The sequence below is a fragment of the Pedobacter gandavensis genome (genome assembly GCF_032677645.1).
GTDB lineage: Bacteria > Bacteroidota > Bacteroidia > Sphingobacteriales > Sphingobacteriaceae > Pedobacter > Pedobacter gandavensis_A.
In genome coordinates this window covers 367,921-394,689 of record NZ_JAVTSB010000004.1, presented here as the reverse complement: position 1 = coordinate 394,689, position 26,769 = coordinate 367,921, and the positions used below count along the sequence as shown (strand labels likewise).

Annotated in this window: 22 protein-coding genes, 1 tRNA gene and 1 pseudogene; 20 read left to right on the top strand and 4 right to left on the bottom strand. The window is 38.5% G+C overall.

Annotated elements, in window-relative coordinates; translation table 11 throughout:
- The 7 genes and pseudogenes from R2Q66_RS09430 to R2Q66_RS09400 all read left to right on the top strand — a co-directional run.
- Nucleotides 1-379: pseudogene (locus R2Q66_RS09430) on the top strand (copper oxidase); the annotation flags it as partial.
- An 18-nt stretch (nucleotides 380-397) separates the two neighbouring features.
- Nucleotides 398-2,953, top strand: a complete 2,556-nt coding sequence (locus R2Q66_RS09425; protein WP_316748177.1) for a heavy metal translocating P-type ATPase — start codon at nucleotides 398-400, stop codon at nucleotides 2,951-2,953.
- A 30-nt stretch (nucleotides 2,954-2,983) separates the two neighbouring features.
- Nucleotides 2,984-3,472, top strand: a complete 489-nt coding sequence (locus R2Q66_RS09420; protein ID WP_316748175.1) for a DUF305 domain-containing protein — start codon at nucleotides 2,984-2,986, stop codon at nucleotides 3,470-3,472.
- A gap of 42 nt (nucleotides 3,473-3,514) precedes the next feature.
- Nucleotides 3,515-3,892 carry a hypothetical protein gene (locus R2Q66_RS09415; RefSeq protein ID WP_316748174.1) on the top strand — a complete coding sequence of 126 codons (378 nt, stop codon included), beginning with the start codon at nucleotides 3,515-3,517 and terminating at the stop codon, nucleotides 3,890-3,892.
- Between the two features lie 331 nt (nucleotides 3,893-4,223).
- A complete protein-coding gene (locus tag R2Q66_RS09410; protein ID WP_316748173.1) occupies nucleotides 4,224-4,583 on the top strand; it encodes a YkvA family protein in 360 nt (119 codons plus the stop codon).
- Nucleotides 4,584-4,828: 245 nt separating this feature from the next.
- Nucleotides 4,829-4,890: transfer RNA gene (locus R2Q66_RS09405), tRNA-Ser, on the top strand.
- 384 nt (nucleotides 4,891-5,274) lie between these two features.
- On the top strand, nucleotides 5,275-6,240 hold the full coding sequence (locus R2Q66_RS09400) for a hypothetical protein (RefSeq protein WP_316748171.1): 966 nt from the start codon (nucleotides 5,275-5,277) through the stop codon (nucleotides 6,238-6,240).
- A gap of 175 nt (nucleotides 6,241-6,415) precedes the next feature.
- Here the strand turns inward: R2Q66_RS09400 and R2Q66_RS09395 are convergent, their stop codons facing one another.
- On the bottom strand, nucleotides 6,416-6,775 hold the full coding sequence (locus R2Q66_RS09395) for a DUF4180 domain-containing protein (protein ID WP_316748168.1): 360 nt from the start codon (nucleotides 6,773-6,775) through the stop codon (nucleotides 6,416-6,418).
- 110 nt (nucleotides 6,776-6,885) lie between these two features.
- Between R2Q66_RS09395 and R2Q66_RS09390 the strand changes: the two genes are divergently transcribed.
- Complete coding sequence (locus tag R2Q66_RS09390; protein WP_316748167.1) at nucleotides 6,886-7,089, top strand: hypothetical protein; 204 nt, start codon at nucleotides 6,886-6,888, stop codon at nucleotides 7,087-7,089.
- Nucleotides 7,090-7,107: 18 nt separating this feature from the next.
- Nucleotides 7,108-7,527, top strand: coding sequence for an SGNH/GDSL hydrolase family protein (locus R2Q66_RS09385; protein ID WP_316748165.1), 420 nt, complete (start codon nucleotides 7,108-7,110; stop codon nucleotides 7,525-7,527).
- A gap of 483 nt (nucleotides 7,528-8,010) precedes the next feature.
- Here the strand turns inward: R2Q66_RS09385 and R2Q66_RS09380 are convergent, their stop codons facing one another.
- The 3 genes from R2Q66_RS09380 to R2Q66_RS09370 all read right to left on the bottom strand — a co-directional run bounded on the left by R2Q66_RS09380 (nucleotide 8,011) and on the right by R2Q66_RS09370 (nucleotide 10,279).
- On the bottom strand, nucleotides 8,011-8,835 hold the full coding sequence (locus tag R2Q66_RS09380; RefSeq protein ID WP_316748163.1) for a hypothetical protein: 825 nt from the start codon (nucleotides 8,833-8,835) through the stop codon (nucleotides 8,011-8,013).
- A 5-nt stretch (nucleotides 8,836-8,840) separates the two neighbouring features.
- Nucleotides 8,841-9,143, bottom strand: a complete 303-nt coding sequence (locus R2Q66_RS09375; RefSeq protein WP_316748161.1) for a hypothetical protein — start codon at nucleotides 9,141-9,143, stop codon at nucleotides 8,841-8,843.
- Between the two features lie 302 nt (nucleotides 9,144-9,445).
- A complete protein-coding gene (locus tag R2Q66_RS09370; RefSeq protein WP_316748159.1) occupies nucleotides 9,446-10,279 on the bottom strand; it encodes a DUF6266 family protein in 834 nt (277 codons plus the stop codon).
- A gap of 475 nt (nucleotides 10,280-10,754) precedes the next feature.
- On the opposite strand from R2Q66_RS09370, the gene R2Q66_RS09365 reads away from it, so the two are divergent.
- The 11 genes from R2Q66_RS09365 to R2Q66_RS09315 all read left to right on the top strand — a co-directional run bounded on the left by R2Q66_RS09365 (nucleotide 10,755) and on the right by R2Q66_RS09315 (nucleotide 26,764).
- Entirely contained in the window at nucleotides 10,755-11,339 is a 585-nt protein-coding gene (locus tag R2Q66_RS09365; protein WP_316748157.1) for an RNA polymerase sigma-70 factor, read from the top strand.
- Between the two features lie 53 nt (nucleotides 11,340-11,392).
- Complete coding sequence (locus R2Q66_RS09360) at nucleotides 11,393-12,568, top strand: FecR family protein (RefSeq protein ID WP_316748155.1); 1,176 nt, start codon at nucleotides 11,393-11,395, stop codon at nucleotides 12,566-12,568.
- A gap of 398 nt (nucleotides 12,569-12,966) precedes the next feature.
- Nucleotides 12,967-16,281, top strand: a complete 3,315-nt coding sequence (locus tag R2Q66_RS09355; protein WP_316748152.1) for a SusC/RagA family TonB-linked outer membrane protein — start codon at nucleotides 12,967-12,969, stop codon at nucleotides 16,279-16,281.
- A gap of 11 nt (nucleotides 16,282-16,292) precedes the next feature.
- Nucleotides 16,293-17,696: a RagB/SusD family nutrient uptake outer membrane protein gene (locus R2Q66_RS09350; RefSeq protein ID WP_316748150.1), complete on the top strand. Its 1,404-nt coding sequence runs from the start codon at nucleotides 16,293-16,295 to the stop codon at nucleotides 17,694-17,696.
- A gap of 2 nt (nucleotides 17,697-17,698) precedes the next feature.
- Entirely contained in the window at nucleotides 17,699-18,454 is a 756-nt protein-coding gene (locus tag R2Q66_RS09345) for a DUF4843 domain-containing protein (RefSeq protein WP_316748148.1), read from the top strand.
- Nucleotides 18,455-18,482: 28 nt separating this feature from the next.
- Entirely contained in the window at nucleotides 18,483-20,027 is a 1,545-nt protein-coding gene (locus R2Q66_RS09340) for a PKD-like family lipoprotein (protein WP_316748146.1), read from the top strand.
- Between the two features lie 12 nt (nucleotides 20,028-20,039).
- Entirely contained in the window at nucleotides 20,040-21,392 is a 1,353-nt protein-coding gene (locus R2Q66_RS09335) for a TlpA disulfide reductase family protein (RefSeq protein ID WP_316748145.1), read from the top strand.
- A gap of 22 nt (nucleotides 21,393-21,414) precedes the next feature.
- Nucleotides 21,415-22,773 carry a TlpA disulfide reductase family protein gene (locus R2Q66_RS09330; protein WP_316748144.1) on the top strand — a complete coding sequence of 453 codons (1,359 nt, stop codon included), beginning with the start codon at nucleotides 21,415-21,417 and terminating at the stop codon, nucleotides 22,771-22,773.
- Nucleotides 22,774-22,775: 2 nt separating this feature from the next.
- Nucleotides 22,776-24,128 (top strand): TlpA disulfide reductase family protein, encoded by a 1,353-nt coding sequence (locus R2Q66_RS09325; protein WP_316748143.1) that lies wholly within the window; start codon nucleotides 22,776-22,778, stop codon nucleotides 24,126-24,128.
- Nucleotides 24,129-24,134: 6 nt separating this feature from the next.
- On the top strand, nucleotides 24,135-25,499 hold the full coding sequence (locus tag R2Q66_RS09320) for a thioredoxin family protein (RefSeq protein ID WP_316748142.1): 1,365 nt from the start codon (nucleotides 24,135-24,137) through the stop codon (nucleotides 25,497-25,499).
- A 2-nt stretch (nucleotides 25,500-25,501) separates the two neighbouring features.
- Complete coding sequence (locus R2Q66_RS09315) at nucleotides 25,502-26,764, top strand: TlpA disulfide reductase family protein (RefSeq protein ID WP_316748141.1); 1,263 nt, start codon at nucleotides 25,502-25,504, stop codon at nucleotides 26,762-26,764.
- Nucleotides 26,765-26,769: the final 5 nt, after the last annotated feature.

Sequence of the window (26,769 nt, the reverse complement as noted above, 5' to 3'; positions counted from 1 at the left end):
ATACGTTGGTTGGGATTTCCGAAAACGAACAATTGATCCGATGGAGAAGAATATTTTTGGACAGTCTACAGCACCTGGGGATAATCTTTTCGGACAAGGCAATACGAAAAATTTCAGACAGGTATTTCATTTGGGGGTACAGTACACTTTGCCAATGCTAATTGTCGCTGATGCTTCTGTCGATCATAAAGGAAATGTCAGATTTCAATTAACAAGAGAGGATGTGCCTATTTCTAAAAGACTGCGCTTTCAATTTATGGTCAATACCGATAAAGAATATATGGCCGGATTCAGATATATAGTCACCAAATATTTTGGTCTGTCTACTCACTATGATAGTGACATGGGCTACGGTGGCGGATTAACATTAAACTATTAACTCACTAAGCATTAAATCATGAAGCATACCTATAAAATAACTGGAATGACCTGTCAGGGTTGTCGTAGTAAAGTGGAAGATGCCCTTAATGGCATCATCGAGGGGATCTCTTCGAGAGTTACCTTGGAGCCAGCTGAAGCAACAATTATGATGGATAAACATATTCCGACAGAAAAATTGCAGGAAGCGCTTTCTGCTGTTGGAAATTATAGGATTGAAATGTCCGGCTTTCAAAAGATTACTGAAGATAAACATACACAAAATCACTCCAGTCATCAACACCATGGTTCAGCTCATCACGATCATGACATCGCTCCGGTTAAGGATAGTAAGGGCGAAACTGCAGGAGTATATTACTGTCCCATGCACTGTGAAGGAGATAAAACTTATGATAAACCAGGTCATTGCCCGGTTTGTGGAATGGACTTACTGAAGCAGCCTGTCCTAAAGCATACTACCCAATTTACATGTCCTATGCACCCCGAAATTATTAGGGATCAGCCAGGTTCATGTCCAATATGCGGGATGGATTTGGTGCCGTTAGGGGTTAATTTGGAAGCGGAAGACAAAACGTATGAAACGCTTTTGCGCAAGTTTAAGATTGCAACCATTTTTACTGTACCCATCTTTTTGATTGCAATGTCGGAAATGATACCAGGCAATCCGATTTTCAAGTTAATGGAGCTGAAATATTGGAATTGGGTTCAGTTTGCTTTTTCTATTCCAGTGGTGTTTTATGCTACATGGATGTTCTTTCAGCGTGCATGGCAATCCATAGTCACATGGAAACTGAATATGTTTACCTTGATCGGTATTGGTGCGGGGGTGGCTTGGCTGTTTAGTCTTGTCGCTCTGCTTTTTCCTGATGTTTTTCCAGACCAGTTTAAAACCCACCATGGTACGGTCTATGTTTACTTTGAAGCGGCAACCGTTATCCTAACTTTGGTATTACTTGGTCAGCTTTTGGAGGCCAGGGCACACGGGAAAACAAATAGTGCGATTAAAGAATTGTTAAAGTTGGCCCCAAATACGGCAACAAAAATTGTTGGAGATAAAGAAACGACAGTTTCCATAGATGACATTCAAAAAGGTGATATGTTGCGGGTAAAGCCAGGTGAGAAGATACCTGTTGATGGTAGTATTAAAGTTGGAGAGGTGACGATTGATGAGTCTATGATCTCGGGTGAACCTATTCCGGTTGAAAAGAAACCTGGTGATAAAGTTAGTTCTGGAACCATTAATGGCAATAAAACTTTTGTCATGCTTGCCGAAAAGGTAGGTTCAGAAACACTCCTTTCTCAGATCATCGAAATGGTTAATTCTGCGAGTCGTTCAAAAGCGCCTATTCAAAAAATGGCCGATAAGATTTCGGGATATTTTGTGCCTGTAGTGGTATTGATCGCAATTGCAACATTCATAGTTTGGGCAATATATGGACCTGAACCTGCTTATGTCTATGCTTTTGTAAATGCGATTGCCGTATTGATCATCGCTTGCCCATGTGCGCTTGGTCTTGCTACACCAATGTCTGTAATGGTAGGCGTAGGTAAAGGCGCACAGTCTGGTGTGCTTATCAAAAATGCAGAATCCCTGGAGAAGATGAATGCTATTGACGTGGTCATCATTGATAAAACTGGAACGGTTACGGAAGGAAAACCATCGGTTGAAAAGGTCGTTAGTGCAAATCCGGATTTTGATGAAAAGAAAGTTCTTGAAAGAATAGTAGCTTTAAATAGCAGCAGTGAACATCCTTTAGCACAGGCGACATTACGTTATGGTGAAGAAAACAAAGTAGGAGTTCAACCGATCTCAGATTTTGAAGCTGTAACAGGTAAAGGTGTAACAGGAACATTAAAGGCGGAAAAACTTGCTTTAGGTAACCAAAAATTAATGGAACACGTTAAAGCCAAAATTGACCCAGAACTAGAAGAACAAGTTAAGGCTGCTCAAAAGCAAGGAAAAACGGTTTCTTATTTAGCTGTTGGAAATAAAGCCGTTGGGTTTGTGGTTATTTCTGATAAAATCAAGCCCTCGAGTGCAACCGCTATCAAAAAGCTTCAGGAAGAAGGTTTAAAAGTAATTATGTTCACTGGCGATAATGAAGATACAGCAAGAGCAGTTAGCGCAACCTTGAATTTAGATGGCTTTAAAGCGGGAATGCTTCCAGAGGACAAGCTGAATGAAATCAAAAAACTGCAGGCTGAAGGTAAAAAGGTTGCTATGGCAGGTGATGGTATAAATGATGCCCCTGCCTTGTCACAGGCAGATATTGGTGTTGCTATGGGTACAGGAACAGATGTCGCCATTGAAAGTGCAGCAATCACGCTAGTAAAGGGCGACCTAAATGGAATTGCAAAAGCGAGGTTGTTGAGCCATAAAGTTATGGGCAATATTAAAGGTAACCTTTTCTTTGCCCTTGGCTATAACGTATTGGGATTACCCGTAGCTGCGGGACTTTTATACCCTTTTTTTGGAATTTTATTATCGCCAATGATTGCAGCACTAGCGATGAGTTTCAGTTCAGTATCTGTTATTTTGAACTCATTGCGCCTTAGAAGTGCGAAGATTGACTAATTTTTAATTGAACATTTAAATCGATGAATTATGGAACATAAAGATCATAAGCAAATGGGAATGTCACACAATCATGGTGACCACTACAAAAAGCTGCTCATTATGGCAATACTTTCTTTCGTAGCAATGTACATTCTAATGTACTCTATGGCAAATAGCCTGGCAAATGTATATCCGAATATTAACCAATTTTATATGGCCGGATTAATGACGATGCCTATGATAATAATTGAACTTATTTTAATGGGCAAAATGTACGGTAATAAAAAGCTGAATGTAAGTTTGATTTCGATATGCTCAGTTGGATCGATTGCGTTTTTCTTATTAATTCAATCTCAAACTGCCGTTTCTGATAAACAATTTTTAAAGGGAATGATCCCGCACCACGCAGCGGCTATACTGATGAGTGAACAATCGAAATCTCAAGACCCAGAAATTAAGAAATTACAACAGGAAATTATTTCCAGTCAGCAGGAAGAGATTAGGGTTATGAGGGCAAAGTTAAAATCTCTTGAATAGGATCGAATAGTCTAACTTTTTTTATATTAATTGATTGTATTCATGCTTACTTGGATTTCACAAACTTTTTTTAATAAAAATGCGTTAGTTATAATGATGAAAGCGTTGGCTACCTTTATGGTAATATCTATGGTCTTTGTTTCTGCTTTCGCAGAATATAACCAAGCATCGCAAACAGTAATCAAAGAAGATTGCTGTTTGCGCATGGGAAAAGATATGCCTTGCCCTCACCAAAAGCAGAATTGTAGCCGGGACTTGTGTACAGGCAGTGTATGTAATAATTTAAGGGGCCTAACAGCAATTGCCACGCTTACTGTTAAGGTATTCATTCCATCGTTAGAAAAAAATATGTTTAACAAACATTTAGCTAAAAAACTGTCGGATTACTCTGTTACTTTTTGGCATCCACCGCAAGTTTAATAATAATTCAATTGCGAGCATAAAAGTCAATTTATTATTAAACATGTTAAATTTAAAAATCATGAATAAGTTTCTTTTCATCACTACGATGATGATATTCAATATTTCTGCAATTTCTTTTGCAAATACACCATGTTGTAATTCTAAAATGAGTTATTGTACAAAGTGTTCCATAAGCTGTTCAAAAATAGCTTGCAAGGATTATTGTGCAAAGCAATGTAAAGCATCTGGAGGATGCAAGGGGTGTAAGTAATATAAAAGCCGGTTTATGAACCGGCTTTTCGTATTGATCTGATAATTTATCAAAATAGTTCTTACTTAAGGCAGATGAATGAATAAGGAAAATAAGAAGACCTCCTTCCTCAATAGGATGAAGGAAAAAGTAAAACGCATGAGGCAGGATACGCTTGCCCTTTATTATGCTTATAGTGACCAGGGTACACCATGGACAGCAAAAGCATTGATCTGGTTGACTATCGGTTATTTATTAAGTCCAATAGATTTGATCCCTGATTTCATTCCCGCTATCGGTCTATTGGATGATCTGATCATTGTGCCGTTACTGATCATATTATCTGTAAAGTTAATACCGAAGGGCGTTTGGAATGAAAGTTTAAGACGAGCAGAGCATGAACCAATGCAACTTAAAAAGGCGAATTGGCTCTTTGCAGCAATAATTATTACTGTATAGGTGGCAGTGGTTGCTTCCACTTATTTTTACTTTAATAAAAAACACACTAATTAAGGGTTTACCATTGTTGGTTGCGAAACTGAAAAGGTTGAATTGAGTGAGACAATCGGTATTGCAAAATGAACGTTACCTGTCAATAGATTATGTAAACCGTTACAAATACGTTACGGAGCAGAATTTTGAAGTTTTGAAAAAAGTGATTATATTGCTTCTGTAAGTTAGAAACAATGATTTTTGTCCTATATGGGGCGGTCAGAGTAGAAGACTCATAATCTTTTGGTCCAGGGTTCGAGTCCCTGACGGCCCACTGCTTAAAAAGCCGTTTTTCGATAAGAAGAACGGCTTTTTTCGTAAAATAGACATTTAGTTAAGCTGCAATATTTTGTTTATTAAATTTCTTCCGAATTATTGAGAGGACAGGTATCTAAGTGAAAAATATAGCCCTTTACGGGGTATACCAGGTCTCTATATACTCAAAACGACAAGTGTTGTTTGCTCTATCTGTTAATTTTCGCTAACAAATCGTTTCAAATAGGGTGGATTACAGTTGAACTATAATATTTGCAAACAAACGGTTTCTGGTCAGAATGTGGAGCATTTTTACAGTAATCCCTTATAATTTCTATATTAGTGTAATGAAATATTGAATTTCTATAAATTGAAATAATTAACCAGATAACTATTGATCAAGTTGAAAAAAACAGAATTAAAAGAGCGACTGTTCCAATATAGCCTAGATATCCTCAATCCCGAAAACTTTCATGATAAACTTGCCCCTGCAGTAATGGGGTATGCTGATCTTTTATTTGAGGAATTCGATCTTCATACTTCGGTTGGAAGAGAACATATTCAAACTCCTAATGGCAATGCAATAGGCACTTTTTGGGCCGCACAATGTATCAGGGAGATTTTTAGAACCCAACGCTTTTCAAGGGCTCTTTATTCAGCTGTATTAGGAGCGATAGGCCAAAATAGAAAACAAATCCATGTTCTGTATGCTGGAACCGGCCCATTCGCAGCACTTGCATTACCGATTATGATGATGTTCAAGCCTGAAGACGTACAATTTACATTTCTGGAGATTAACCCTGAAAGTATTAGGGTATTAGAAAAGGTTATCGATTTATTTGATTTGAGTGCTTATGTTAAAACCATACATCAATGTGATGCTTCGTTATGGGATGTACCTTCATCCAGGATTGATATTGTGATAAGTGAGACGATGTATCGGGCTCTGATTGCAGAACCTCAGGTGGCGATTATGCTTAATCTTGCAAGCCAATTGCCTAAAGAAGTTGTCTTTTTACCTGAAGAAATTAAAGTATCACTTTGCAAGCTAAGCAGAGGTTCTGGAGAACCGGAAAGAATTGCTGAATTAATCAATTTTAATAAAGCATCGATGTATTCCATTATCGGGAATTCGTCATTGAGAAATTGGAACTTCATTGATCAGAATATTCAAGCCAACGTATCTGAAGACGATCATCTCTACTTGATGACGGAGGTCAGGATTAATGATGGCAATATTTTAAATTTAAATGATAGCTCACTAAATCTGCTGGAGAAACTAAAGGTCAGTAAAAAACAAGGAGTGATAAACTTGAATTTTAAATACACTCTGGGTAAAAGGCCTGGTTTTAGGGTAATTGAAGAATAAAGAAGATCGATGGTTAGACCGAAATCAACTAAGAAATGGTTCGGGAAATACCAGATTGGGCCTACTGCTTAAAAAACCGTTCTTCTTATTGAAAATGGCTTTTTCGTAATGTTAGCCATCCAAATCAGGTTTATCCACGCAATAGTTAGATATAAGTATTAACTCGAAAAGGCGGTTACTTATATAACCGCTCAAGCGCTTCTTCAACAGAGCCCAGAAAATTGACCTGCCGGGCTTTGTTGCTTTCGTAAATGAAATCCTTTATAGGCGCTCCCGGATATTTAATGAAATCACCAACTATGACTAATTGCACCCTGTAATTGGAAAACTTTTGCAGGATTTCTCCTGCGATTCCTGTTTTCAGATCAAAAAAATCAGGGGTAATACTTGGTTCATGGATGATGATTTTGTCAAAGTCCTGATAATACAAATCGACCATCAGTTGCAGACCTTCTTCGGCAGTAGTCACTATAATGGAATCAGAAATTACTTCCGCAATTTTTACTGCTTCATTCTGGTGAATTTCTATTTTCATAGGAGCTAAACTAATAATAATTTTGATTTGTGTAGTTATGGTAATTAGGTCCAATCTTAAATTCCGTCCTTCTGTTTTCCTGATGTTTCTCTACACTACATTCAATACTATTGGAGACAGACGATGAAAGTGGCCTTAAGCTTATTTACGATCAATATTGGGAACAACTGTACCTCGCTGCATTTAGTATCTTAAGAGATGCTGATCCTTGCAAGGATATTGTGCAGGATGTGCTGTTGCGATTATGGATCAGAAGGGTAAAGGTGAAAATCGATTCCTTAAAATCTTATTATATTCGGTTTTTCATGAGTTAAAATTATTAGCCTTTAAAAATGATGAAACCCAGCTTTAATTATGCCTGCTTGCTCTTGCTGTTTATTTTGACTTCCTTCTCAGGAAAAAAAGAGCAAAAAATCAATATTGTTTTTATAGGTGACAGCATTACTGAGGGTGGTGCTTTAGCAGATCCAAAAAATGAAGCCACGCCAATCTATGTAGCAAAGCTATTGAGACATCGTAAAGATATTAGCGCAGTGAATATTAGTAATAGTGGCTTTAGCGGACATACCACTGTAGATTTCTTGCCAAAGAACAACATTGATTTCCCAAAAGTATTGCAGGTAGCCGATACCTTTGCTCAGGATAAAACAGCAGTATTATTGTTCTCGATCATGTTAGGTACGAATGATAGCGCCATGTTCGGGCCAAATGGAGAGCCCCTGTGCAGGCCGCTCAGTACAAAGATAATTTGAAGGTTCTGATCAATACTTTGATGGAGAAATACCCCCATGTCAGATTTGTTATACAATATCCGCTTTGGTTCAGTCCAAATACACACAATAATGCAGGGTATATGCAGGAAGGACTCGATCGCTTAGGTAGTTACTTTTCACAAATAGAAAACTTATCGACAGCGTATAAACTTAGCCATCCAAATAAGGTTTATCAGGGTAATAAAGATGTTTTTTTTTCAAAAGAACCATGAAAAACTGTTTAAAGCTGAACAAGGCAAGCATGGGTTTTTTTATTTGCATCCCAATGCTGAGGGCTCTAAAGCATTAGCTGAATTTTGGGTAAAGGGAATTCTAAAAACAATTATATAATTTTTAGCCGCTGACTAATAATTTCTTTGATTTTTATAATAAGAAGAAAAAGGGCTACCGGATTAAGAAAGGACGATCAGGTGATTATAACACCCCAGCCGAAAGACTGAGGTGCTATGTCTGATTTTTAACTTATTGGAAACTTCCTCCATAGGTATAGCCGTCAGTACCTCGCATTTTCTGGGCTTTGTTAAGGTCGAATTTGTACTTATCGGCAGCCGCTGGTGATGTAATATGTCTCAATACACCATCTTCCTGGTAAAAAATCCAGCCTGAGTTTAGTTCTTTTACAAGTCTGGTGTTTGGACCAATTGGAGTACCAATTTTATTAGCTGGATAGAATCCATCGAATGTGCTTTGTGTAATATTACTTATATATGAATCTGTGTCATTTTTAAAAACTCCATGAAGGGTATTAGCATCTTGAATATGACGTGCTTTCCCATCCATATTAATATAGACCATGCCAGTTTCAGTTACACGGTAGAAATATCCTTCACGGTTAACTGGAGTAACCGGAGGTTGTTTATAATTTAAACTATAAGAACCACCGGTAGGAGCGTCCATTTTTTGGCTGCCCTCATAGCTGATTAGTACCAACCTGATTTCTCCTTCCGTTTTATCAGCAGGAAGCGTGAAAGAAAATAGGGAATTAAAGGAGTAACTATTTTTCCAGTCATAAGAAAGGTATGATGCTCCTGGAATTCTAGTTCTTGTACCATTAAGGCTGGTATGTTCAATTTCATATTTAAATGAATTGAATATTACTGCTTGATCTTTCATTAGATTGAACATAATCCGGAACTCCCTGGCTACTCCAGGTGCAGTTACAATATTAACACCCCTTAGGGAGTTGGTTTGTGAGTAACCTTCAATACTCCAGCTAGCTAAGGTAACGTGTGCATTTGAACTTATTGACAGGAAAAACATAAATGCGATTAATAATATTTTTTTCATAATACTTAGTTTTTCTCGTATTTAAGTTTGTATTCATTTGCATTGTCATATATTGTCTCCATTTCAGTTCTACTCATGGTAGTTTCGTGTATGTAGAATATCTCTTTAGCCTCATTGTATTTCACTGACTCTGAGGAAATACCAAACATGGTCATCATGAACTTTTCAATCCTCTTTAATTTGTCTGGATTAATCTTTGAATCGATTTCTACAGGAGCTGATTCTTCTTTGTCTTTCGAACAGCTAATTACTGTCGTACCTAACGCGCAAAATAGAAGCGCATAGGTTAAATGTGTTTTTATTTTCATTTTTTTTAATTGGTTTAATTAATTAGGTAATGATAACCTAATTTACTTCTGTAAGTGGTTACATGATGTTTTTTTATTTCATTTGTTTACTTTGAATTTCTTTTATAGATCTTATAGATTAATTCAAATGAATTTTAACATCAGATGGGGCTATTAATTGTTGTCATCCAGTTATTAACCTCCTATAGTAAGTTTGATTACTTTATGATGTTCTGATTCCTAAGTGATTTTAGGTACAATATCTCTATTTGGACTCGACGACCATATAGCTGAATATTTTAGATGATTTATATAGTCAACAGTTAACCCGGCTTGCCTGGTAAGTGTTCCAGTTGTTTTTTTAGTGTCTCATATTCTTTTTCCAGGTATTTAAAGGCCTTGTTTTTTGGCCTTTCACCGTAATTGGCTATCACTTGTGATGAATAACTACTTTCCACCTGATCAAACCTTGTTTTTACCTGGACGTATTTCTCTTCTTGTTGTTTTTCTACTTCATTTTTAACTGTACCGTTCAAATTACCCAGATAAACACTATCTGATACCCTTTCCCCATCCGCAGAAATAAAGGAAATATACGGTTCCAACTGTTGATTCAATACCTGTTCATACATTGGGATAAAACATTTCCCCTCTGATCTTCTGGCTATATTCAGGTATTCCTGGTCTTTTCCGGTTTCCGGACAACAAATCATGACCATCACGCTGTCGTTATCCTTTAATTCTGCATCATTTTTAGGGTTCCAGGTGATTTCCAGTCCACCGGATACCTTGCTGATCTTTAGATCAGCAGTTTCAGGCATGACGCCCTGACTCAGCTTAACCTTGTTATAATCGATCCTAATATTGGGATATTCGCCGGTTAAAGCCTGTTTTTTATGGTAGGAAGTGGCTAGATTATGGGCATTATGTACCGTTCCTCTCGCTTGCAAACCGTAACCAAGTTTAATAAAGCCGCCCATGTTGCTCAATAGTTTGGTGGTGACGGCCATCTCCTGATAATTGGCCAGTTGAAGTTTACTTGGCTTACCTTTTCTGCCGATTAAGCGTACTACAGGCTGTCCGTTCAGCATATAAAAAACAAGATTGCCTACTTTTCCGTTAAGGTGGCCGTGTGGGCCGTTTGATGCAATTGCCATGTTAGAGAGGTTAAGGGTTTGAGCTGTAGTTCGGTATCGTCCGGTGTGGATCGTATGAAGGTACTGATTAACTTCGGGGTATCCAGCTAATGATGAAAGAATTTTTAAAGTATTAAAAAGAATTTATAAGCTGTTCTTAAGGCGGTTGACAGGGCTACAGGCTGGCTTAGGCCCTATCAACCTCCAATCAAAATCGGAAAGAAACCCTAAAAATTATAGTGGCAATAAGAAGGAAGACTGACCGCATACTAATGTTAAGCTATAGCCATATCAGACAAGGTCTAAGCAGAGATGAGCTGGATCATGTATTCGGAGCAGGACCGAAGAATCTGTTGGATTTTTTAACACATTGGATAAGTCATTAATTTCAATAGATTTTCTGTTCTCATGGAGACTTTATTGCTCTTTTTTGTAAGAATGTTATTACTGTGTCAATTTTTTTTATAATCTTATGGCGTCTTTATGAATGAATAATATGTTTACTCAAACAGTATTAACTGATGAAGAGTTGCTTTTGTTATTGGAGACAGACGATGAAAGTGGCCTTAAGCTTATTTACGATCAATATTGGGAACAACTGTACCTTGCTGCATTTAGTATCTTAAGAGATGCTGATCCTTGCAAGGATATTGTGCAGGATGTGCTGTTGCAATTATGGATCAGAAGGGCAAAGGTGAAAATCGATTCCTTAAAATCTTATTTGTTTACTGCCGTTCGGTATAAAGTACTCAGCCATATTAAATCAGCAAGTAGCCGGAAGGTATTTATTGAGCCCGAAGAATTGGAAAAGCTGGCTGGCTTCAATTTGATGAAGGATCGCCTGAATGAGCAGGATATCGAAAAATTGCTGGAGGAAGGGGTGGCTTTACTTCCCAAACGTTGTCAGGAGGTATTTTTACTGAGTAGAATGGAGCACCTGAGCAACAAAGAAATTGCCAATAGAATGGGCATCAGCGTAAAAACTGTCGAAGCCCAAATGTCAATTGCCTTAAAACAACTTCGGATCGTGATGGGAGAAGTCCTTTTCTTTGCCTGCATCTGCTCCATCTTCCTAAAATAATCTTTTTTTTATTTCTGCTTAGGGGTTAGCATCTTTTAATCAGACGTACCTATATGAAGCCCCCAATAACAGATCTTGAATTTAGAGCTTTGGCAGAAAAATGCCAGGAAGGAACCGCTACTGAAGCAGAAATTAAAGCTTTTGATGAAGCTTATGAATTGCTGTTGAATAGACATACTTCCTGGGATGCAGACCTGATGGGGGAGAAAGCTGCGGTCCGTAATGAAATGTATGAAGGTCTTTTTGATCAGCTGCATGACTACAAAAGAAAAAACAAGATTTTCTCCATGGGTCGGTATTTATCCGCGGCAGCGATTTTAATAATTGTTGGCATCTCGGCTTACTTTTTCCTAAACAACGTAAATCCACAAGATCAAAAGGTAGCCGCTGCAATTGTTCCCGGTTCTAATACGGCAACTTTGACTTTGGCCGATGGTCGTAAAATCAACTTAACGGATGCAACAAACGGAGCTATTGTTGAGCAGGCAGGTATTCAGATTACAAAATCTGCTGATGGACAGTTGCAATATAAAGTACATGGGACGGAGGTTGCTGAAAATCAATCCACAACCTATAATACTATTGCAACGCCAGGAGGTGGACAATACCAGGTGATTTTACCTGATGGGACTAAGGTATGGCTAAACGCGCTTTCTTCTTTGAGGTTTCCGATGTCTTTCATCTCCTTATCGGAGCGAAAAGTGGAACTGACCGGGGAAGCCTACTTCGAAGTTGAAAAAGACAAAGCCCATCCATTTAAAGTCATTACTGAAGGTCAGGAAGTTCAGGTATTGGGTACTCATTTCAATATCAATAGCTACAAAGATGAAGGTGCCATCAAAACGACCTTATTGGAAGGTAGTGTAAAAGTGCTTTCTACCTATACCGCTAAAGGAATGAAACCTGCCGAAGTCATCATCAAACCGGGAGAGCAAGCCATATTAAATAAGCAAGGGATAGCAGTCATCAAAAAGGATGTGGAGCAAGTGCTCGACTGGAAAGAAGGTGATTTTATATTTCAGCATGAAAGCCTGAAGGAGATTATGAACAAGATTGGCCGCTGGTATAATGTGAAAGTGATTTACGATGATGATGTGAATACTGCCCTGACTTTTAGTGCGCAGATTTCGCGGTCTAAAGCCATCACAGAAATACTGAAAAACCTGGAATCCACAGGAGAGGTGAAATTTGAAATCATGGGATCCACCATCAAAGTGAGAAAAAATTAATGAACCAACTCCATATAATGAATCAATAAAACCTAAATAACCTAACTAACCGAATTATTTACCCTAAACCAAACTGAACCACACCACAAGCGTAATGTTTTGCCGGCCAATGTTGGTGCAAAAAGTATGCGTATGAGAAAAACTTACTGAAAATTTCAATGAATGATGAGCTTTAAATAAGCCAGGAGTGCTGAAACACTCCTGACTATATCATTTAATGCTATTCATTATTCCCCGGTATGATCGGGAATTTGCCTAAACAATTAATGAACAAAGCGTGATGCCAGGTTTACTTCCTGAGCAATGGCATACACGTATCAAACTAAATCAAATGTATGAATTTTTACTTTAATAGCCTATGCCGGCCATCGGCAGGTATAGCTAAAATTTTTCTGGTAATGAAATTGATTATAGTGCTATTAACAGCTGGTATTTTGCAGGTTAGCGCAAATACTTATGCCCAGCGTATCACCTTGAAAAAGAAAAATGCCAGCCTGGCGAGCATTTTTATGGAAATCCGAAAACAGGCAGGTTATGATTTTATTTACAGCGATCGAATGATCGAAAATGCCGAAAACATTGATGTAGATTTTAATAATGTTTCGGTGGTAGAGGCCTTGAATAAGATTTTTGTAAACCAACCATTTATATACGAGATTGATAAGAAGGTCATTGTGCTGAAAGCCATGAATCCAGCGAAACAAGCTCGTTTAGTGACTGGTAAGGTAACCGATGAAAGTAACAATACTTTGGCTGGTGTATCGGTGAAGAGTCAGAAAAGCAATGAGGTAACCAAGACAGATAAAGATGGTAAGTATGCCATTAAAATAGCCGACAATAAAGATGTACTGACATTCACTTACATCGGGTTTGAACCTCGCGTGATGCCGGTTTTGACAAAGGATATCATCAACGTTCAGCTTAAAGCAACCGTGAGTAAGCTGGAAGATGTAGTCATCACGGGTACTGGTATTGATCGTAAAAAAGACAGCTTTACCGGAGCAACTGCTACATTTTCTGGTGAACAGTTAAAAACGGTAGGAAATAACAACATTATCGCGAGTTTAAAGGCTTTAGATCCTTCATTTTTGGTGTTGGATAATCAAATTCAGGGTTCAAATCCCAATGTATTGCCTGATATTGAAATTCGTGGTAAAACCTCTGTAAATGCACTTTCTCTGACAGACAGATTTGGTACGCAACCGAATCAACCCTTGTTTATTTTAGATGGATTTGAAACCTCCTTACAAATTATCGTCGATTTAGATATGAATACGGTAGGCTCGGTAACCATTCTAAAAGATGCGGCTTCAACTGCACTTTATGGTTCTAAAGCATCCAATGGGGTAGTCGTTATTGAAACGGTAAAGCCTAAACCAGGAAAGATGCAGTTCAATTTTACGAACGATATGAGATTCAATGCTCCTGATTTGAGTGTGTACAACATGATGAATGCTGCTGAAAAGTTGGAATTTGAAAGATTAGCAGGGAAATATATCATGGATGATCCTTTACAACAGTTGGAGTTAGATTCCATTTACAATGGTCATCTCCGAAATATTGCCCGTGGGGTGGATACGTATTGGTTAAATGAGCCAGTACGAAATGCCATGAGTCAAAACATCTCTATTAATGCAAATGGTGGAGACCCTATTTTTCGATATATGGTTGGATTCAACTATAAAATGGAACCCGGGGTAATGAAAGGTTCTAATCGCGATACCTGGGGAGGTAATGTGAATTTGATTTATAGAAAGTCTAAAGTGAACATCAGCAACTCTATTTTTTTCAGAGGTAATACGAGTAATGAATCTCCTTATGGTAGATTCGCTGATTTCGTAAATGCGAATCCATATTATGAAAAAAATACAACCAGTAGATATTTGGATCAGTCCCGAACCTTTGCAAATGATGGCAAAACGAATACGACTGCATTAAATGTTCCCAATCCTTTGTACAATGCTTCTTTACCATTTAGAGATCGAAGCACTGGAATGGAGATTCAGAATAACTTTAACCTGATCTATGATATCGTTTCCAAATTAAAATTCAATGCTGGTGTTCAGGTTTCGAAAGCGGTTACAACCCAGGATATTTTCACTTCGCCAGATCATACCAATTATGCCAATAAGGTATTTTCCCTACGTGGAATTTATTCAAAGCGGATCATTGAGCGCCAATCCATGAGTGCAAATGGTTTATTGACCTACGGAAATGTATTTGCAGAAAAGCATGTGCTTACGGCAAACCTTAGGGGACAAGTGGCCATTAACAATAACACGATGGAAACTCTTGTTGCACAAGGTTTCCCGGCAGGTGCAGAGCCTAGCTTAAGGTTTGCTTACGGCTATGCCGAAACTGGAGGCCCTACCGCCAATAAATCAGAGCATCGCAGTCTGAATGGAGTTGGATCTGTGAATTACGCTTATGATTCTCGTTACCTGTTGGATGCTTCTTATCGTATTGATGGTTCTACTTCTTTTGGAGCAGTTAATCCTTTCTCGCCTTATTGGTCGGCAGGATTGGGCTGGAACATCCACAATGAAAAGTTCCTGCAAAACTTCAAGGTGCTGAACAGATTAAAGGTATATAGTAATATGGGGGTAACGGGTAATCAAAATATGGGGACAATTCTTTCCTCTTCTTTATATGGTTACTTGAAAAACTACAATCAATTTGGACAAGGGATCAAGTTAGAGGATTTTGGTAATCCTGATTTGGTCGCGCAAAAGACAAGCCAGGTCAGTAGCGGATTAGAGTTTGGTTTCTTTAATGATCGCTTAACTGGCTACCTAACGTCCTTTACTAAAAAGACGAAAGATATGGTGGTTGCAATTGATTTTCCTCCTTCTTCAGGTGTGGATGATTATCAGATTAACATTGGTTTTTTAAACACTAAAGGTTATGAGTTAAGACTGAGTTATGCAGTGATCGACAATCCTAGAAAACGCATGAACTGGAGGGTAACCTTAACCGGAGCCACTTTAAATAGTAAATATGGAGGTTTTGGCAATGCATTGGAAAACCTGAATACTGCGCTGGAAAAGAAAGAAACTTCGGGTGACTTTAATACTTCGAAAGCGATCTTAACCTTAGAACGTTACAGAGATGGTTATAGTCCTTATGATCTTTGGGCATATCGTTCCTTAGGGATTGATCCGGCTACAGGGCGGGAAATGTTTGTTACCGCAACCGGAGAACATACACTAGATGTTAGTGCGGTAAAGAAAACGGTGGTGGGTAGCTCGAAGCCAAAAGTGGAAGGTGTATTTACCAACGGTTTTAATTATAAAGGACTTTCATTATCGGTGATGATGCGCTATAAAATCAAGGGAGATGTATTCAACCAGGCTTTACTGCAAAAAGTGGAAAACATCACCTTCCAGGGGATTGCGAATAACCAGGATAAAAGGGCCTTATATGACCGCTGGAAAAAGCCGGGAGATCTCTCCCAGTTTAAGAGCATCTCTTTAAGTACGGGTACTGAGGTAACCTCCCGTTTTATACAAGAAGAAACGGTGCTCTCTTGTGAATCGATCAGTGTGGGCTATACCTTTTCGAAGGGAGAATGGATGAAAGCGGTAGGTATGAGGTCTTTGAATATATCCGGTTATACCAATGATGTGTTCCGCTTTTCAACGGTGCAAAGGGAGCGAGGGATCGATTACCCATTTGCAAGATCAGTTTCGTTCAGTCTTAGAGCTTCATTTTAAATCAAATTACCATGAGAAATCAATCTAAATATTTAATTGTAGTCCTTGCTGCGGTATTGGCATTTTCATCTTGTAAGAAATTTCTGGATGTTCAACCTGAAGATCGCTTAACAGAAGATCAGGCTTTTAGTAGCAAGAAAAATGTGGATGCAGGGATCAATGGTTTATACTTAAGGGCATCTACCGCTGCCTTGTATGGCGAAAAAATGACGATGAGCACCACTGAAATTCTTGCGCAACGTTATAATATTCCTGCAACGCATAGCCGGATTAAGTTCAGCACGATGAGCTATACTGATGCTACCGTAGACAAGGAGATGGAAGCCATTTGGACCAATGCTTATAGCATTATCTTTAATAGTAATCTATTCCGGGCCAGGTTGAAAAAATCTCCGGGGATACTGGATGCAAAAACAGATTCTGTTTATCAGGGAGAAGCTTTAGCCATCCGTGCGATGTTGCATTTTGACATGCTTCGTTTATTTGGACCGATGTATAATTCAAAAGATTCGGTACTTAACAGTATTCCTTATTGTTCGCAAAGTGAGGCGATAGTCACCGCTTTTCTACCAGCAAATGTAGTCATGGGAAATATTGTGGCAGATTTGAAGCAAGCGGAACGATTGATCACCATCGATCAGGACAAGAGTTTTGATAAGAAATATAGGTTCAATTATTATTCGATCAAAGCATTGCAAGCCAGAGTGTATTTATACAGAGGTGATAAAACGTCTGCCCTCGCTGCATCGAAAGTGCTCATCGACAACCAAGAGAGGTATCCCTGGGTGCTGAGTGCTAATCTTACCGGCGACAAAACAAATTCAGATCGCATTTTCTCCACAGAAATGATTCTGGGAATCTATAATTCGGATCTGTATCCAACGCAGCAAAAAATATTTGGTGCCGATGTATTGGCTAAAGATATTTTAGCACCAATAGACGTTCGTTTACTCGCGCTATATGAAAGCAATACGCTTGACTATAGATATGGTTATACTCAGCTATGGAGAAATACGGAGGTTAAATCCTTTAAAACTTTTTTCAAGTACACGGATGTCGATGATAAATCCAAGCCCTGGAGAAATACAATTCCATTGTTGAAAATAAGTGAAATGTACTATATCGCTGCGGAGTGTGAGCCAAACAAGGAAACAGCTATAGGTTATTTAAATAAAGTGCGCCTGAATAGAAATATCGGAGTTCTGCCGGTTACCACTACGGATGTACAGTTGAAAGGCGAAATCTTAAAAGAGTACCAAAAAGAGTTCTTTGGGGAGGGGCAATTGTTCTTTTATTACAAAAGGACGAATGCGACTTCGATTCCTAATGGGAGTGCAGCTACTGGTACGATCGCTATGGATCCTGTTAAATATGTGGTTCTAATTCCTCAGGCAGAAATTTCTAATCGTAACTAACCATGAAAAATATATATAAAATTACCCGGATTCTTCCGGTATTGCTGATCGCCTTATCTTTTGCTTCCTGTAAAAAGGGACTGATGACTTTTGATAACAAGATGGCAGATATTTACTTTTCTGAGTCCGGGAAGGCAGCTGCCAGTATTGCTACTGATTCTAGCTACGTTTCTTTTTCTTATAGCAAATCACCAGACTCCATCAAGTATCTCGTAGTGTCGATAACTGGCGCTTCTGAAGATGTGGATAGGGAATATAAGGTGGAGGTAAACCCATTGTCGACCGCTATTGCCGGGATTCATTTTGAAGCTTTGCCAGAGAAACTTGTGATTAGAAAGCATAAACTGGCAGATACGATTAAGCTAAAACTAATTCGTACCGCAGAGATGATGAGCAAGAGCTTTTTTGTAAAGCTGGATCTGTTGCCTACTGCTTCTTTTAGGACGGATTTCAATAGCCGGTCGATTTCCGGGAAAATAATCAGTACGATTTCTACCAAGGTGTTGTTTGATGACCTCATCAAAAAACCGAAGTATTGGACAGATAGCAGGTGGGGAACGTTTACGAGGAAGAAATTGTTTTATGTCTGTGATTACTTAAATATCACTGCTCAGTATTTGGATACCGATATTTCTAATGATGAGTCTGTTGCTTTACCAAGATTTGTTCAACGTCATTTGGACAAGCTGAAATTAGAAGGAAACCCTGTTCTGGAAGAAGATGGCTCATTGATGACCATGGGTCCATCATCACAATAATCAACTGTTTTTAATTAAGAAAAATATTATGCTAAATCATAGAATCTACCTCTTTTTATTGCTGTTTTTTACGGTGTTAAATTATTCTTGTAAAAAGGATCTTGGCAATTACACGTATACAGAAATCAATGAGATCAAATTCCCAGCGGAACTCAATGGAAAATTAACGGCTTTTGTAGCGAAGGAATTTACCGTAAAACCGGTGCTTTCTTTTAGTAAGGATGAGTCTGGAGATACTTCCCGTTATCTCTATGAATGGTCATATATCTTACCAGCGCCAAATCCTGGTAGTGGGATGAAGGTGTTATCGACCTCAAAAGACTTGAATATCGTGGTTAATTTGGCGGTTGGAACTTATTCGGGTTTTTATCGGGTGACTGATAAACAAACCGGGGTTCAATTTCGTAAGGCTTTTAAGCTCGAAGTTAGAAACGAGTTTAATGAGGGTTGGCTGTTCCTCACAGAAGTGAATGGTCAGGCTCAATTAGACATGCTTTCTCAACAACCTGATGGGCAGTTCTTGGTAGTGAATAACCTGTTAGATAGGTTGAATACTGGACTAAAATTAACCGGAAAACCTAAACTGGTCTATTGTTACAATACGGGTGCATTGAAAGGTTATGGGATCAACTTAAATTATGGCATTTATATAGGAACGGATAAAAGTACGGATAGGGTGCACCCTGATACTTTTCAATGGAATCTCAACTATAATGTGAAAAAGGAAATCCTGGATTTTGAACTCCCATTAGATTTTCATGTGGATGCTATAAAGATGTCGACTATGTCAGAGAAAGCTTATATGGTGACTAATTCCGGGGATGTAATGGGTTATGATAGAGTGATTAATCTGAAGTATGCTGCGCCGATGAATTATAATAATGCGACCAAGAAGACGTATAAAGTTGCTCCGTTTATTGGCGTTTCTGAGACTATTACAACGATGCGTGCATTTTTTTATGATACCGAAAATCGTCGTTTTGTTACTCATAGTAACCAGTTCAGTCCGAACTTAAGCTCCATTCTGGAACGTGATGGTCCTGAGTTTAAGTTTAGCTATAACCATACCGGTTTGGATATGCTGTACATGACCTGGGTGCCTTTTTCTGCAGGTGAGGTGATATCCGTTTTAAAAGATCCGACTTCAGAAACCCGATTCCTAGCCTGCTTTAACCCGATTAGCTTTAAGCAAACCTATTATGATCAAATTGTATCTCCGGAAATTGAAAAGGCAGAGAGTTATGCCATGAGTCCTGATTTTGGCTACCTGTATTATGCAGTAGGGAGTAAACTTTATCAATACAATAGAAGTTCAGTGCCTGCTGAAGGTAAGCTGGTATTAGATGTAGCACCTTCGAAAATTAGCTTGATTAAGTTTCAGGCTTATCACAATCCGACTAAATATAAGGATAGCAATAAATTATTGGTTTGTAGCTATGATCCAGGCTTGCCAGAAGGTCAGAATGGCAAAGTAGAGCAGTATGAGGTGATGCTTGCTGCTCAGGGAGTCCAGTTGCAAAAAACGTATACCGGTTTTGGTAAAGTGGTAAGTATGCATTACAGAGAAAGATAAACACACAATTTTATGAAGAAAATATTAGCAGTTGTAGTCGCATTTTGTGGCTTAACCCTATCCTCCGGAGCTTTTGCCGAAGAGGGGATTAAAACCGGGATTAAAGGAGAGCTGTCCGTACAAGAAGGTGGTGTCTCACTTTTTGTAGAAGGTTTCGGTATGACCCAAAAGGGCCGTTCCCCTTTAAAAAAGGGGATTTTCAATATGGAAACGACTTTTAAAGCACCTACATTTTGTCTTTTGACCACCACAGATCCAGTGGTTAAAGGCTTTACGGTTTATCTAAACCCAGGTGATGACATCAGTATTGTGGTTAAAGATCAGCAAGCCGTATTTACTGGAAAAGGAAGTGAACTGAATCAGTTTCTTTTCGAAATCAATCGTAAGTATGATTATATGAACCCTCAGTTAACGGCAAAGGAAGTTTATACGAATCGTGTAAATGCGATTAATGCTGCTAAGATTGAATCGGTGAAAATGAACAAGGCTGTTTTATTGGGCTATACCCAGGGGGAATACCTGGATAAGGTATTTGCAACATACATAGAGTCGAAGGTGAGTGGTGAAGTAGATGAGATTGAGAAAGCCGGGTTTGATCATTTTGATTTGTCTTTAGTGCCGGAAGTGGTCAGTTATTACAACTGGTTTAAAACGATCAATGAGATCATGTTCGCTAAAATGGAAACCGGTCAGCTGAAAGTGCGTAATTCGAATACCTGGATTGCAGATTTTGCAGGCAGCATTCCGAATCAAAAACTTAGAGAAGCTTATGTGGTTCAGTTACTGAATTATGCTTTGATAGAAGAGGATGTCTTTAAAATTACAGGCTTGGCAAAGGAAGCTCTGCCTTTGCTGAAAGATGCTGCCAATATTGCGAAAGTAAATGGGATTGTTGGAAGTGCGGGGAAAGTTACAAGGTACAACAATGCTTTACCCGGAACTGATTTTAGTGCCCATACCTTCAAAAAACCGGATGGTTTCAAAGTGAAAATCAGTGATTATAAAGGTAAATACATTTTTATCGACATCTGGAGTACCTGGTGTCACCCTTGTGTGGCTGAAATGCCTTTCCTGAAGAAAATTGAACATGAAATGGCTGGGAAAGATATAGTTTTCATCTCTTTAAATGGGGATAAACTGGAAGATTACTGGCAGAAATTTATGCAAAAAAGGGGATTAAAAGGAGAACAGCTATGGATGGCAGGTGGTCTTGGAGAAGCCCCATTCTTCAACCAAATCGGTAAAACTGGGATTCCTAGATTTTTAGTGCTGGATAGAGAGGGTAAAATGTTGAATGCCAAATGTACGTTGCGCCCTTCTAATCCGGTTTTAAAGGTGTATTTAGAAGAACTATTGTCCAAATAATTTATAATTAAAAATAGATAAGATGAGATTTATATTCACGCTAGCGGCTTTGTTCCTGGCTCAGGTTTCTTTTGCCCAGCTGTCGGAGATCCGCGGACAAATGAAAAACAGTACTCAAAAGGATATTTCACTTTTTAGAGTAGAAGATGGAAAACCGGTGTTAATTGCCAATACGGAATTGGGGCCAGATGGTGCATTTGGCTTTTTATTTAGCCCGTTAAATGAAGGTTTTTACGCGGTTGGTCATAACAAAATCGAACAAGGTGCTTTGTTTCCATTATATCTGAAAAAAGGCGATAAGACGGAAATTGCGATTGATAAAAGAAGGATGCAGTTTGTTGGAAAACAGAGTCCTGAGAACACCGTGCTTTCTTCCTGGAACACTTTGACTCAGGAATTAAAGGTTAAAGCCATCTATTTTATGGAGATGCCTTTGAGTACCTATGAGGATTTTTTCCCTGAATTGACAAGAGTTTCAGCACTTACCAATGATTTCAGAAAGTCGATTAAGACTAAGAATGAGAACTTCAATAGGTTGATGACTGCGGTAACTTATTTTGATATGGATTATTATGCGATGCACTTTATTCGTACGCCTCGCAAAGTACACCCTACTAAAGATCTTTATCCAGCTTATTATAGCTCGATCATAGTCGACAATAAGTTCAAAAACGATGATGTTTTATCCAGCATGTTTGGTGAAGCTTTATTAAACAGTTATGCGGATTATGCTAGTGGAAGGACGACAAATATCGACGAAAGATTGAAACTTTTTTCTACGGATAGACAAAAAGGGGTTTACACACTCTTTAAGATGATTCCTAAGACCCAGTCTTACCCTCAGTATGAAGGTTTGATCAAAAATTTCGGCCAGTATTTCGCTTCAGAAAGTTTGAAGAAAAGAACGGATGAGTTAGGTGCTAAGTTGTATATCACTACTGCTGGTGGTAAAGCTGTTGATTTTACTTTCCCTGATCAGCATGGTAAAAATGTTTCTTTAACTGATTTTAAAGGTAAAGTAGTGGTCCTGGATATCTGGGCGACCTGGTGTAATCCTTGTAAAAAGGAAATCCCTTATCTGAAGAAATTAGAAGAAGAGTTTCATGGGAAAGACGTTGTGTTTGTGAGTATTTCTACTGATGAGCTAAAGGATAAAGATAAATGGTTGAATATGGTAGCTGATATGAAACTTGGTGGGGTACAATTGTATGCTGGTGGATTTGCAAATAAAGTAACTGAGTTCTATAAAATTAATACCATTCCTCGTTTTATTGTGATTGATAAGAATGGAATATTAGTTAATCCGAACTCGCCACGTCCTTCTGAACCTAAATTAAAAGCCATACTGGAAGCAGAACTGGCAAAACCTGTAGCTAAATAATCATGAAAAATATCATACTTGTTTTTACTGCGCTTCTCTTTAGTCTTTGCGCTTCGGCGCAAATGACTCAAATTTGGGGAACCGTAAAATCGGATGGATTTGAGGATAAGGACATCATCCTTTATGCCATAAAAAACGGAGAAGCGGAAGAGATTACCAAAACCCGTTTGGCCGCAGATGGTTCTTTTGGTTTTATGTTCAATCCTGCCAGGGAAGGGATGTATGCCATTGGCTGGGGAGAATTTATCCGTGGGAAATACCCTGTTTACCTGAAAAAAGGGGATAAGGCAGAGGTAGCCATCAATACCAGAACCTTCGATTTTATCGGGAAACAAACGCCAGAGAATGCGATTTTATATAAATGGGTTAAAATGTCGGATTCGATCAAATTTAACTCCTTTTATTCGATGCAAAAGCATCATGAGTTTTTCCCTGTCTTAACCAGTATGGCTAAGAAAGCGGAAGTATTTAAAAAGACCATCCAAACTAAAAATGAACGCTTCAATAAGACGATGAAGGCGATTGTTGGATATGAAATGGATTTTTATGCTTTGAATTATCTGGCACTTCCAAGAGGTGAATTTCTTAAGAAGGAACAGTATGCTCCTTATTACCAAACGTTTTCTGATCCGAAGAAATTCGATTCAGATGCGGTTTTGGGAATGATCCATGGCAAACGTTTTATGGATTTGTATGCGAACTTTATTGTCCCGGGTCGTGGAGCTTTTGATGAAAAAATAGTTGCTTTTAATAACGATAAGATCAAGGGGGCTTACATCTTAAACGACAGCAGGGCTTTGGCTGGCATTAAAAACTACGCCGCTTATGAGGAATTTATGAGCAAATACGGGAAGTATTTTCAAACTGATGACCAGAAATTGGTGATGGAAGAATTAGGTAGGAAACTATATAATCAGGTTGTCGGACCTAAACCTGCTATAAATTTCACTTATCCTGATCAACATGGGAAAATGGTTTCCTTGTCTGATTTTAAAGGAAAAGTAGTGGTTATTGATGTTTGGGCTACCTGGTGTGCGCCTTGTAAACAGCAGATTCCATTCCTGAAAAAGATGGAGGAGAAGTTTAAAGGTCAGGATGTCGTGTTTATGTCGGTTACAGTAGATTATGAAAAAGACAAGCAAAAATGGTTGGACATGCTGAAGGCCCTGGACTTGCATGGCCTACAAATGTTTGCTGGAGGCTGGACGAAAATCACGAAGGATTATGGAATCTCTGCTATTCCAAGGTTTATGGTGATAGATAAAAAAGGAAATGTGGTTGCTGTGGATGCACCGCGTCCTTCTGATCCAAAATTAACCGAAATGGTTGAAAAGGAATTATCGAAAGTTAATTAGAAAAAGATGAAAAAGAATTTAATTGGTATTTTCCTCTTATGCTGTTCCCTGAGTGTTTTTTCTCAAGGTATTGAATTTGAACATGGCAGTTGGGCTGAGGCGGTAAAAAAAGCGAAAGCTTCGAATAAACTTATTTTTGTAGATGTTTATACGAGCTGGTGTGGGCCATGTAAAGTGATGGCAGCACAGGTATTTACAAGACCGGAAGTAGGCGCGAAATTCAATCAGGGCTTTGTAAACGTGAAAATTGATGCAGAAAAAGGGGAGGGGATTGCACTCGCAAAAAAATACGAGGTGAAATCCTATCCTACTTATTTGTTCATCAATCCTGCGGATGAGTCTTTGTTTGATAGGTCTAAGAGTTCGATGGCTGCTGCTGATTTTAATGAGGTCGCGGATCGGATTTTGACTAAATTTTCTGGTAAACCAGAATTGAATCTTTCAGATTTGGAGGCTAAATTTAAAAAGGGCGATTATGACGAAGCATTTGCGCGATCTTATATTAAACGCCTTAAAGCGGAAAAAAAACCAACAAGAGAAGTCTTAGGACAGTATCTGGACAAGTTTGTCTTGAAGAATCCAAGCGCTGACCGGCTTTATTTCCTGGGCTTAAATTACCCTAATGGTTCGGATTTAACGCTGTATAATTATATGATTGATCATTATAAAATGATCGATGCGGTGTTGTGTGAAAACGATGGAATCGCGGCGGCAACTTTGTATAGAAGTCTGCGTGATGAAACTAAGGGTAAGATTGATATTATTTTAAATACGAAGTCTTTGACTGCTGAAAAGGAGTTGGAGTTAGAACAGTTATTTACCAATATGAATACGGTTGAACTGGAGGAAAGAAAAGATAAGAAGGTGCTGGAATATAAGATGTGGATGTACATTTTAAAAGCGGATCAAGCGCAGCTTTTACAAGCCAATCGTGAATATATCATTCGCTTTATTTTGCCTGAGGATAGGACTTCTTCACTTGGTAAGGAATCAATTGTATTAAATAAGAATGCTCCGGTGCCAGTAATGTCGGTTGATTCTGCCGGGGCTTCCGATTGGTGTGCAAATTATGCGATTAAATTGTCTAAACTTTCTACTGATGCTCAGGATAAAAAATTAGCCGCTGATTTATATAAAAAGTCATTGGCCTTAAATCCTTCCTCAGTAGTTAAGAATAAGATCAATGTAGCGACTTATAATTTTGGCGATAAGAAGGTTGCGATTAAACAGCAATCTAAATTAATAGCTGAAATGAGCAGTTCTGGTGATGAGTACTTGGCTGATGCTACAGTTACACTGGAGAAGATGAAGAATAATGAAACTAATATTCCGGTCTTTTCGTACAAGCGGAAGGCTATTAAAAAGCATTAAATATGGTTTATAAGTATAATGTGAGTAGAAAACTATTGGGTCTTGTTGCTTTGTTGTGCTGGAGTTTTTTCGGCTTTGCGCAAACTGCAGAAATTAGCGGATCGGTATCAAACCCTATCCTGAATAGAGTGGTTTACCTGTTCCAGATCGTAGACGGAGAAACTAAATTGATTAAATCTAATTCGACAAAGAACGGTGGTGCTTTTGTCTTTTCTTTTGAGCCTGCTTATGAAGGGTTTTATATGATCGGTGGATTTACTGCATTGGCGGGACAGTTTCCTTTGTACCTGAAAAAAGGGGATCAATTGGAACTGATGTTGTCTAAAGGTAAAATGGAATTTGTGGGCAAACCTAATGAGGAAAACCAGGTGTTGTCTTCCTGGAATAAACTCAGCCCTGCGGAAAAAATGGCCTTTAAAAAGGAGTTTAGTACGAAAAATGCCAGGTTTAATACTTTGATGAAACAGTTTGTTGGTTTTGAAATGGACTTTTACGCGCTTAAAAATTATGCGCTGGAGAAAGAAAGTCCCTTGGTTAAAACTTTACTTGTAAAAAACAGGTATAAAACCGATGAGGTGTTTTTGTATCCTAATGGAAAGGCATTGATCTGTAAGTATGCTGATGGTGCCGCAAATCTAAATAAAGCAGAAAATGGGCTTGATTTCCTTTCTACTGATCGTCAGAAAGGGACTTACATTTTTGAAAAGACGAAAAATACGCTAAAAACCTATCCTCAGTTTGAGGAGATGAATAAGCAGTATGGAAAATATTTTAAAGATTCAAGTTTAAAAGCTAAAGTGGAGGGATTGGGCGAAAAGCTGTACAATGCTACTCCCGGAAGGAAAGGTGCCAATTTTAGCTTTCCTGATCCCGATGGTAAAATGGTTTCCCTGAGTGATTTTAAAGGTAAAGTGGTTTTAGTGGACGTATGGGCTACTTTTTGCGGGCCTTGTAAGGAGCTAATTCCTGCTTTAAATCAATTAGAGAAAGAACTGGAAGATCATAAAGACCTTGTTTTTATTGGAGTGGCACAGGACGGCCCAAGAGCCAAAAATACCTGGCTGAAGATCATTAAAGAAAAACAAATGGGCGGGATTCAGTTGTTTGCCGGTGGTGGTAATAATGTATTGGCCAAGGATTATAAAATCAAGGTGATGCCTCGGTATCTGATTTTTGATCGTAATGGTAATGTGGTCACTACCGAAGCACCGCTTCCAAATAATCCGGGATTAAAAAAGATGTTACTCGCAGAATTAGCTAAATAAAACAA

Coding starts and splice junctions, on each gene's coding strand:
- R2Q66_RS09415 (WP_316748174.1), top strand. CDS start 3,515: ATGCTTACTTGGATTTCACAAACTTTTTTTAATAAAAATGCGTTAGTT.
- R2Q66_RS09355 (WP_316748152.1), top strand. CDS start 12,967: ATGAAATTGATTATAGTGCTATTAACAGCTGGTATTTTGCAGGTTAGC.
- R2Q66_RS09345 (WP_316748148.1), top strand. CDS start 17,699: ATGAAAAATATATATAAAATTACCCGGATTCTTCCGGTATTGCTGATC.
- R2Q66_RS09325 (WP_316748143.1), top strand. CDS start 22,776: ATGAAAAATATCATACTTGTTTTTACTGCGCTTCTCTTTAGTCTTTGC.
- R2Q66_RS09380 (WP_316748163.1), bottom strand. CDS start 8,835: ATGAAAAAAATATTATTAATCGCATTTATGTTTTTCCTGTCAATAAGT.
- R2Q66_RS09320 (WP_316748142.1), top strand. CDS start 24,135: ATGAAAAAGAATTTAATTGGTATTTTCCTCTTATGCTGTTCCCTGAGT.
- R2Q66_RS09385 (WP_316748165.1), top strand. CDS start 7,108: ATGATGAAACCCAGCTTTAATTATGCCTGCTTGCTCTTGCTGTTTATT.
- R2Q66_RS09375 (WP_316748161.1), bottom strand. CDS start 9,143: ATGAAAATAAAAACACATTTAACCTATGCGCTTCTATTTTGCGCGTTA.
- R2Q66_RS09335 (WP_316748145.1), top strand. CDS start 20,040: ATGAAGAAAATATTAGCAGTTGTAGTCGCATTTTGTGGCTTAACCCTA.
- R2Q66_RS09395 (WP_316748168.1), bottom strand. CDS start 6,775: ATGAAAATAGAAATTCACCAGAATGAAGCAGTAAAAATTGCGGAAGTA.
- R2Q66_RS09370 (WP_316748159.1), bottom strand. CDS start 10,279: ATGGCAATTGCATCAAACGGCCCACACGGCCACCTTAACGGAAAAGTA.
- R2Q66_RS09420 (WP_316748175.1), top strand. CDS start 2,984: ATGGAACATAAAGATCATAAGCAAATGGGAATGTCACACAATCATGGT.
- R2Q66_RS09360 (WP_316748155.1), top strand. CDS start 11,393: ATGAAGCCCCCAATAACAGATCTTGAATTTAGAGCTTTGGCAGAAAAA.
- R2Q66_RS09330 (WP_316748144.1), top strand. CDS start 21,415: ATGAGATTTATATTCACGCTAGCGGCTTTGTTCCTGGCTCAGGTTTCT.
- R2Q66_RS09315 (WP_316748141.1), top strand. CDS start 25,502: ATGGTTTATAAGTATAATGTGAGTAGAAAACTATTGGGTCTTGTTGCT.
- R2Q66_RS09425 (WP_316748177.1), top strand. CDS start 398: ATGAAGCATACCTATAAAATAACTGGAATGACCTGTCAGGGTTGTCGT.
- R2Q66_RS09365 (WP_316748157.1), top strand. CDS start 10,755: ATGTTTACTCAAACAGTATTAACTGATGAAGAGTTGCTTTTGTTATTG.
- R2Q66_RS09340 (WP_316748146.1), top strand. CDS start 18,483: ATGCTAAATCATAGAATCTACCTCTTTTTATTGCTGTTTTTTACGGTG.
- R2Q66_RS09410 (WP_316748173.1), top strand. CDS start 4,224: ATGAATAAGGAAAATAAGAAGACCTCCTTCCTCAATAGGATGAAGGAA.
- R2Q66_RS09350 (WP_316748150.1), top strand. CDS start 16,293: ATGAGAAATCAATCTAAATATTTAATTGTAGTCCTTGCTGCGGTATTG.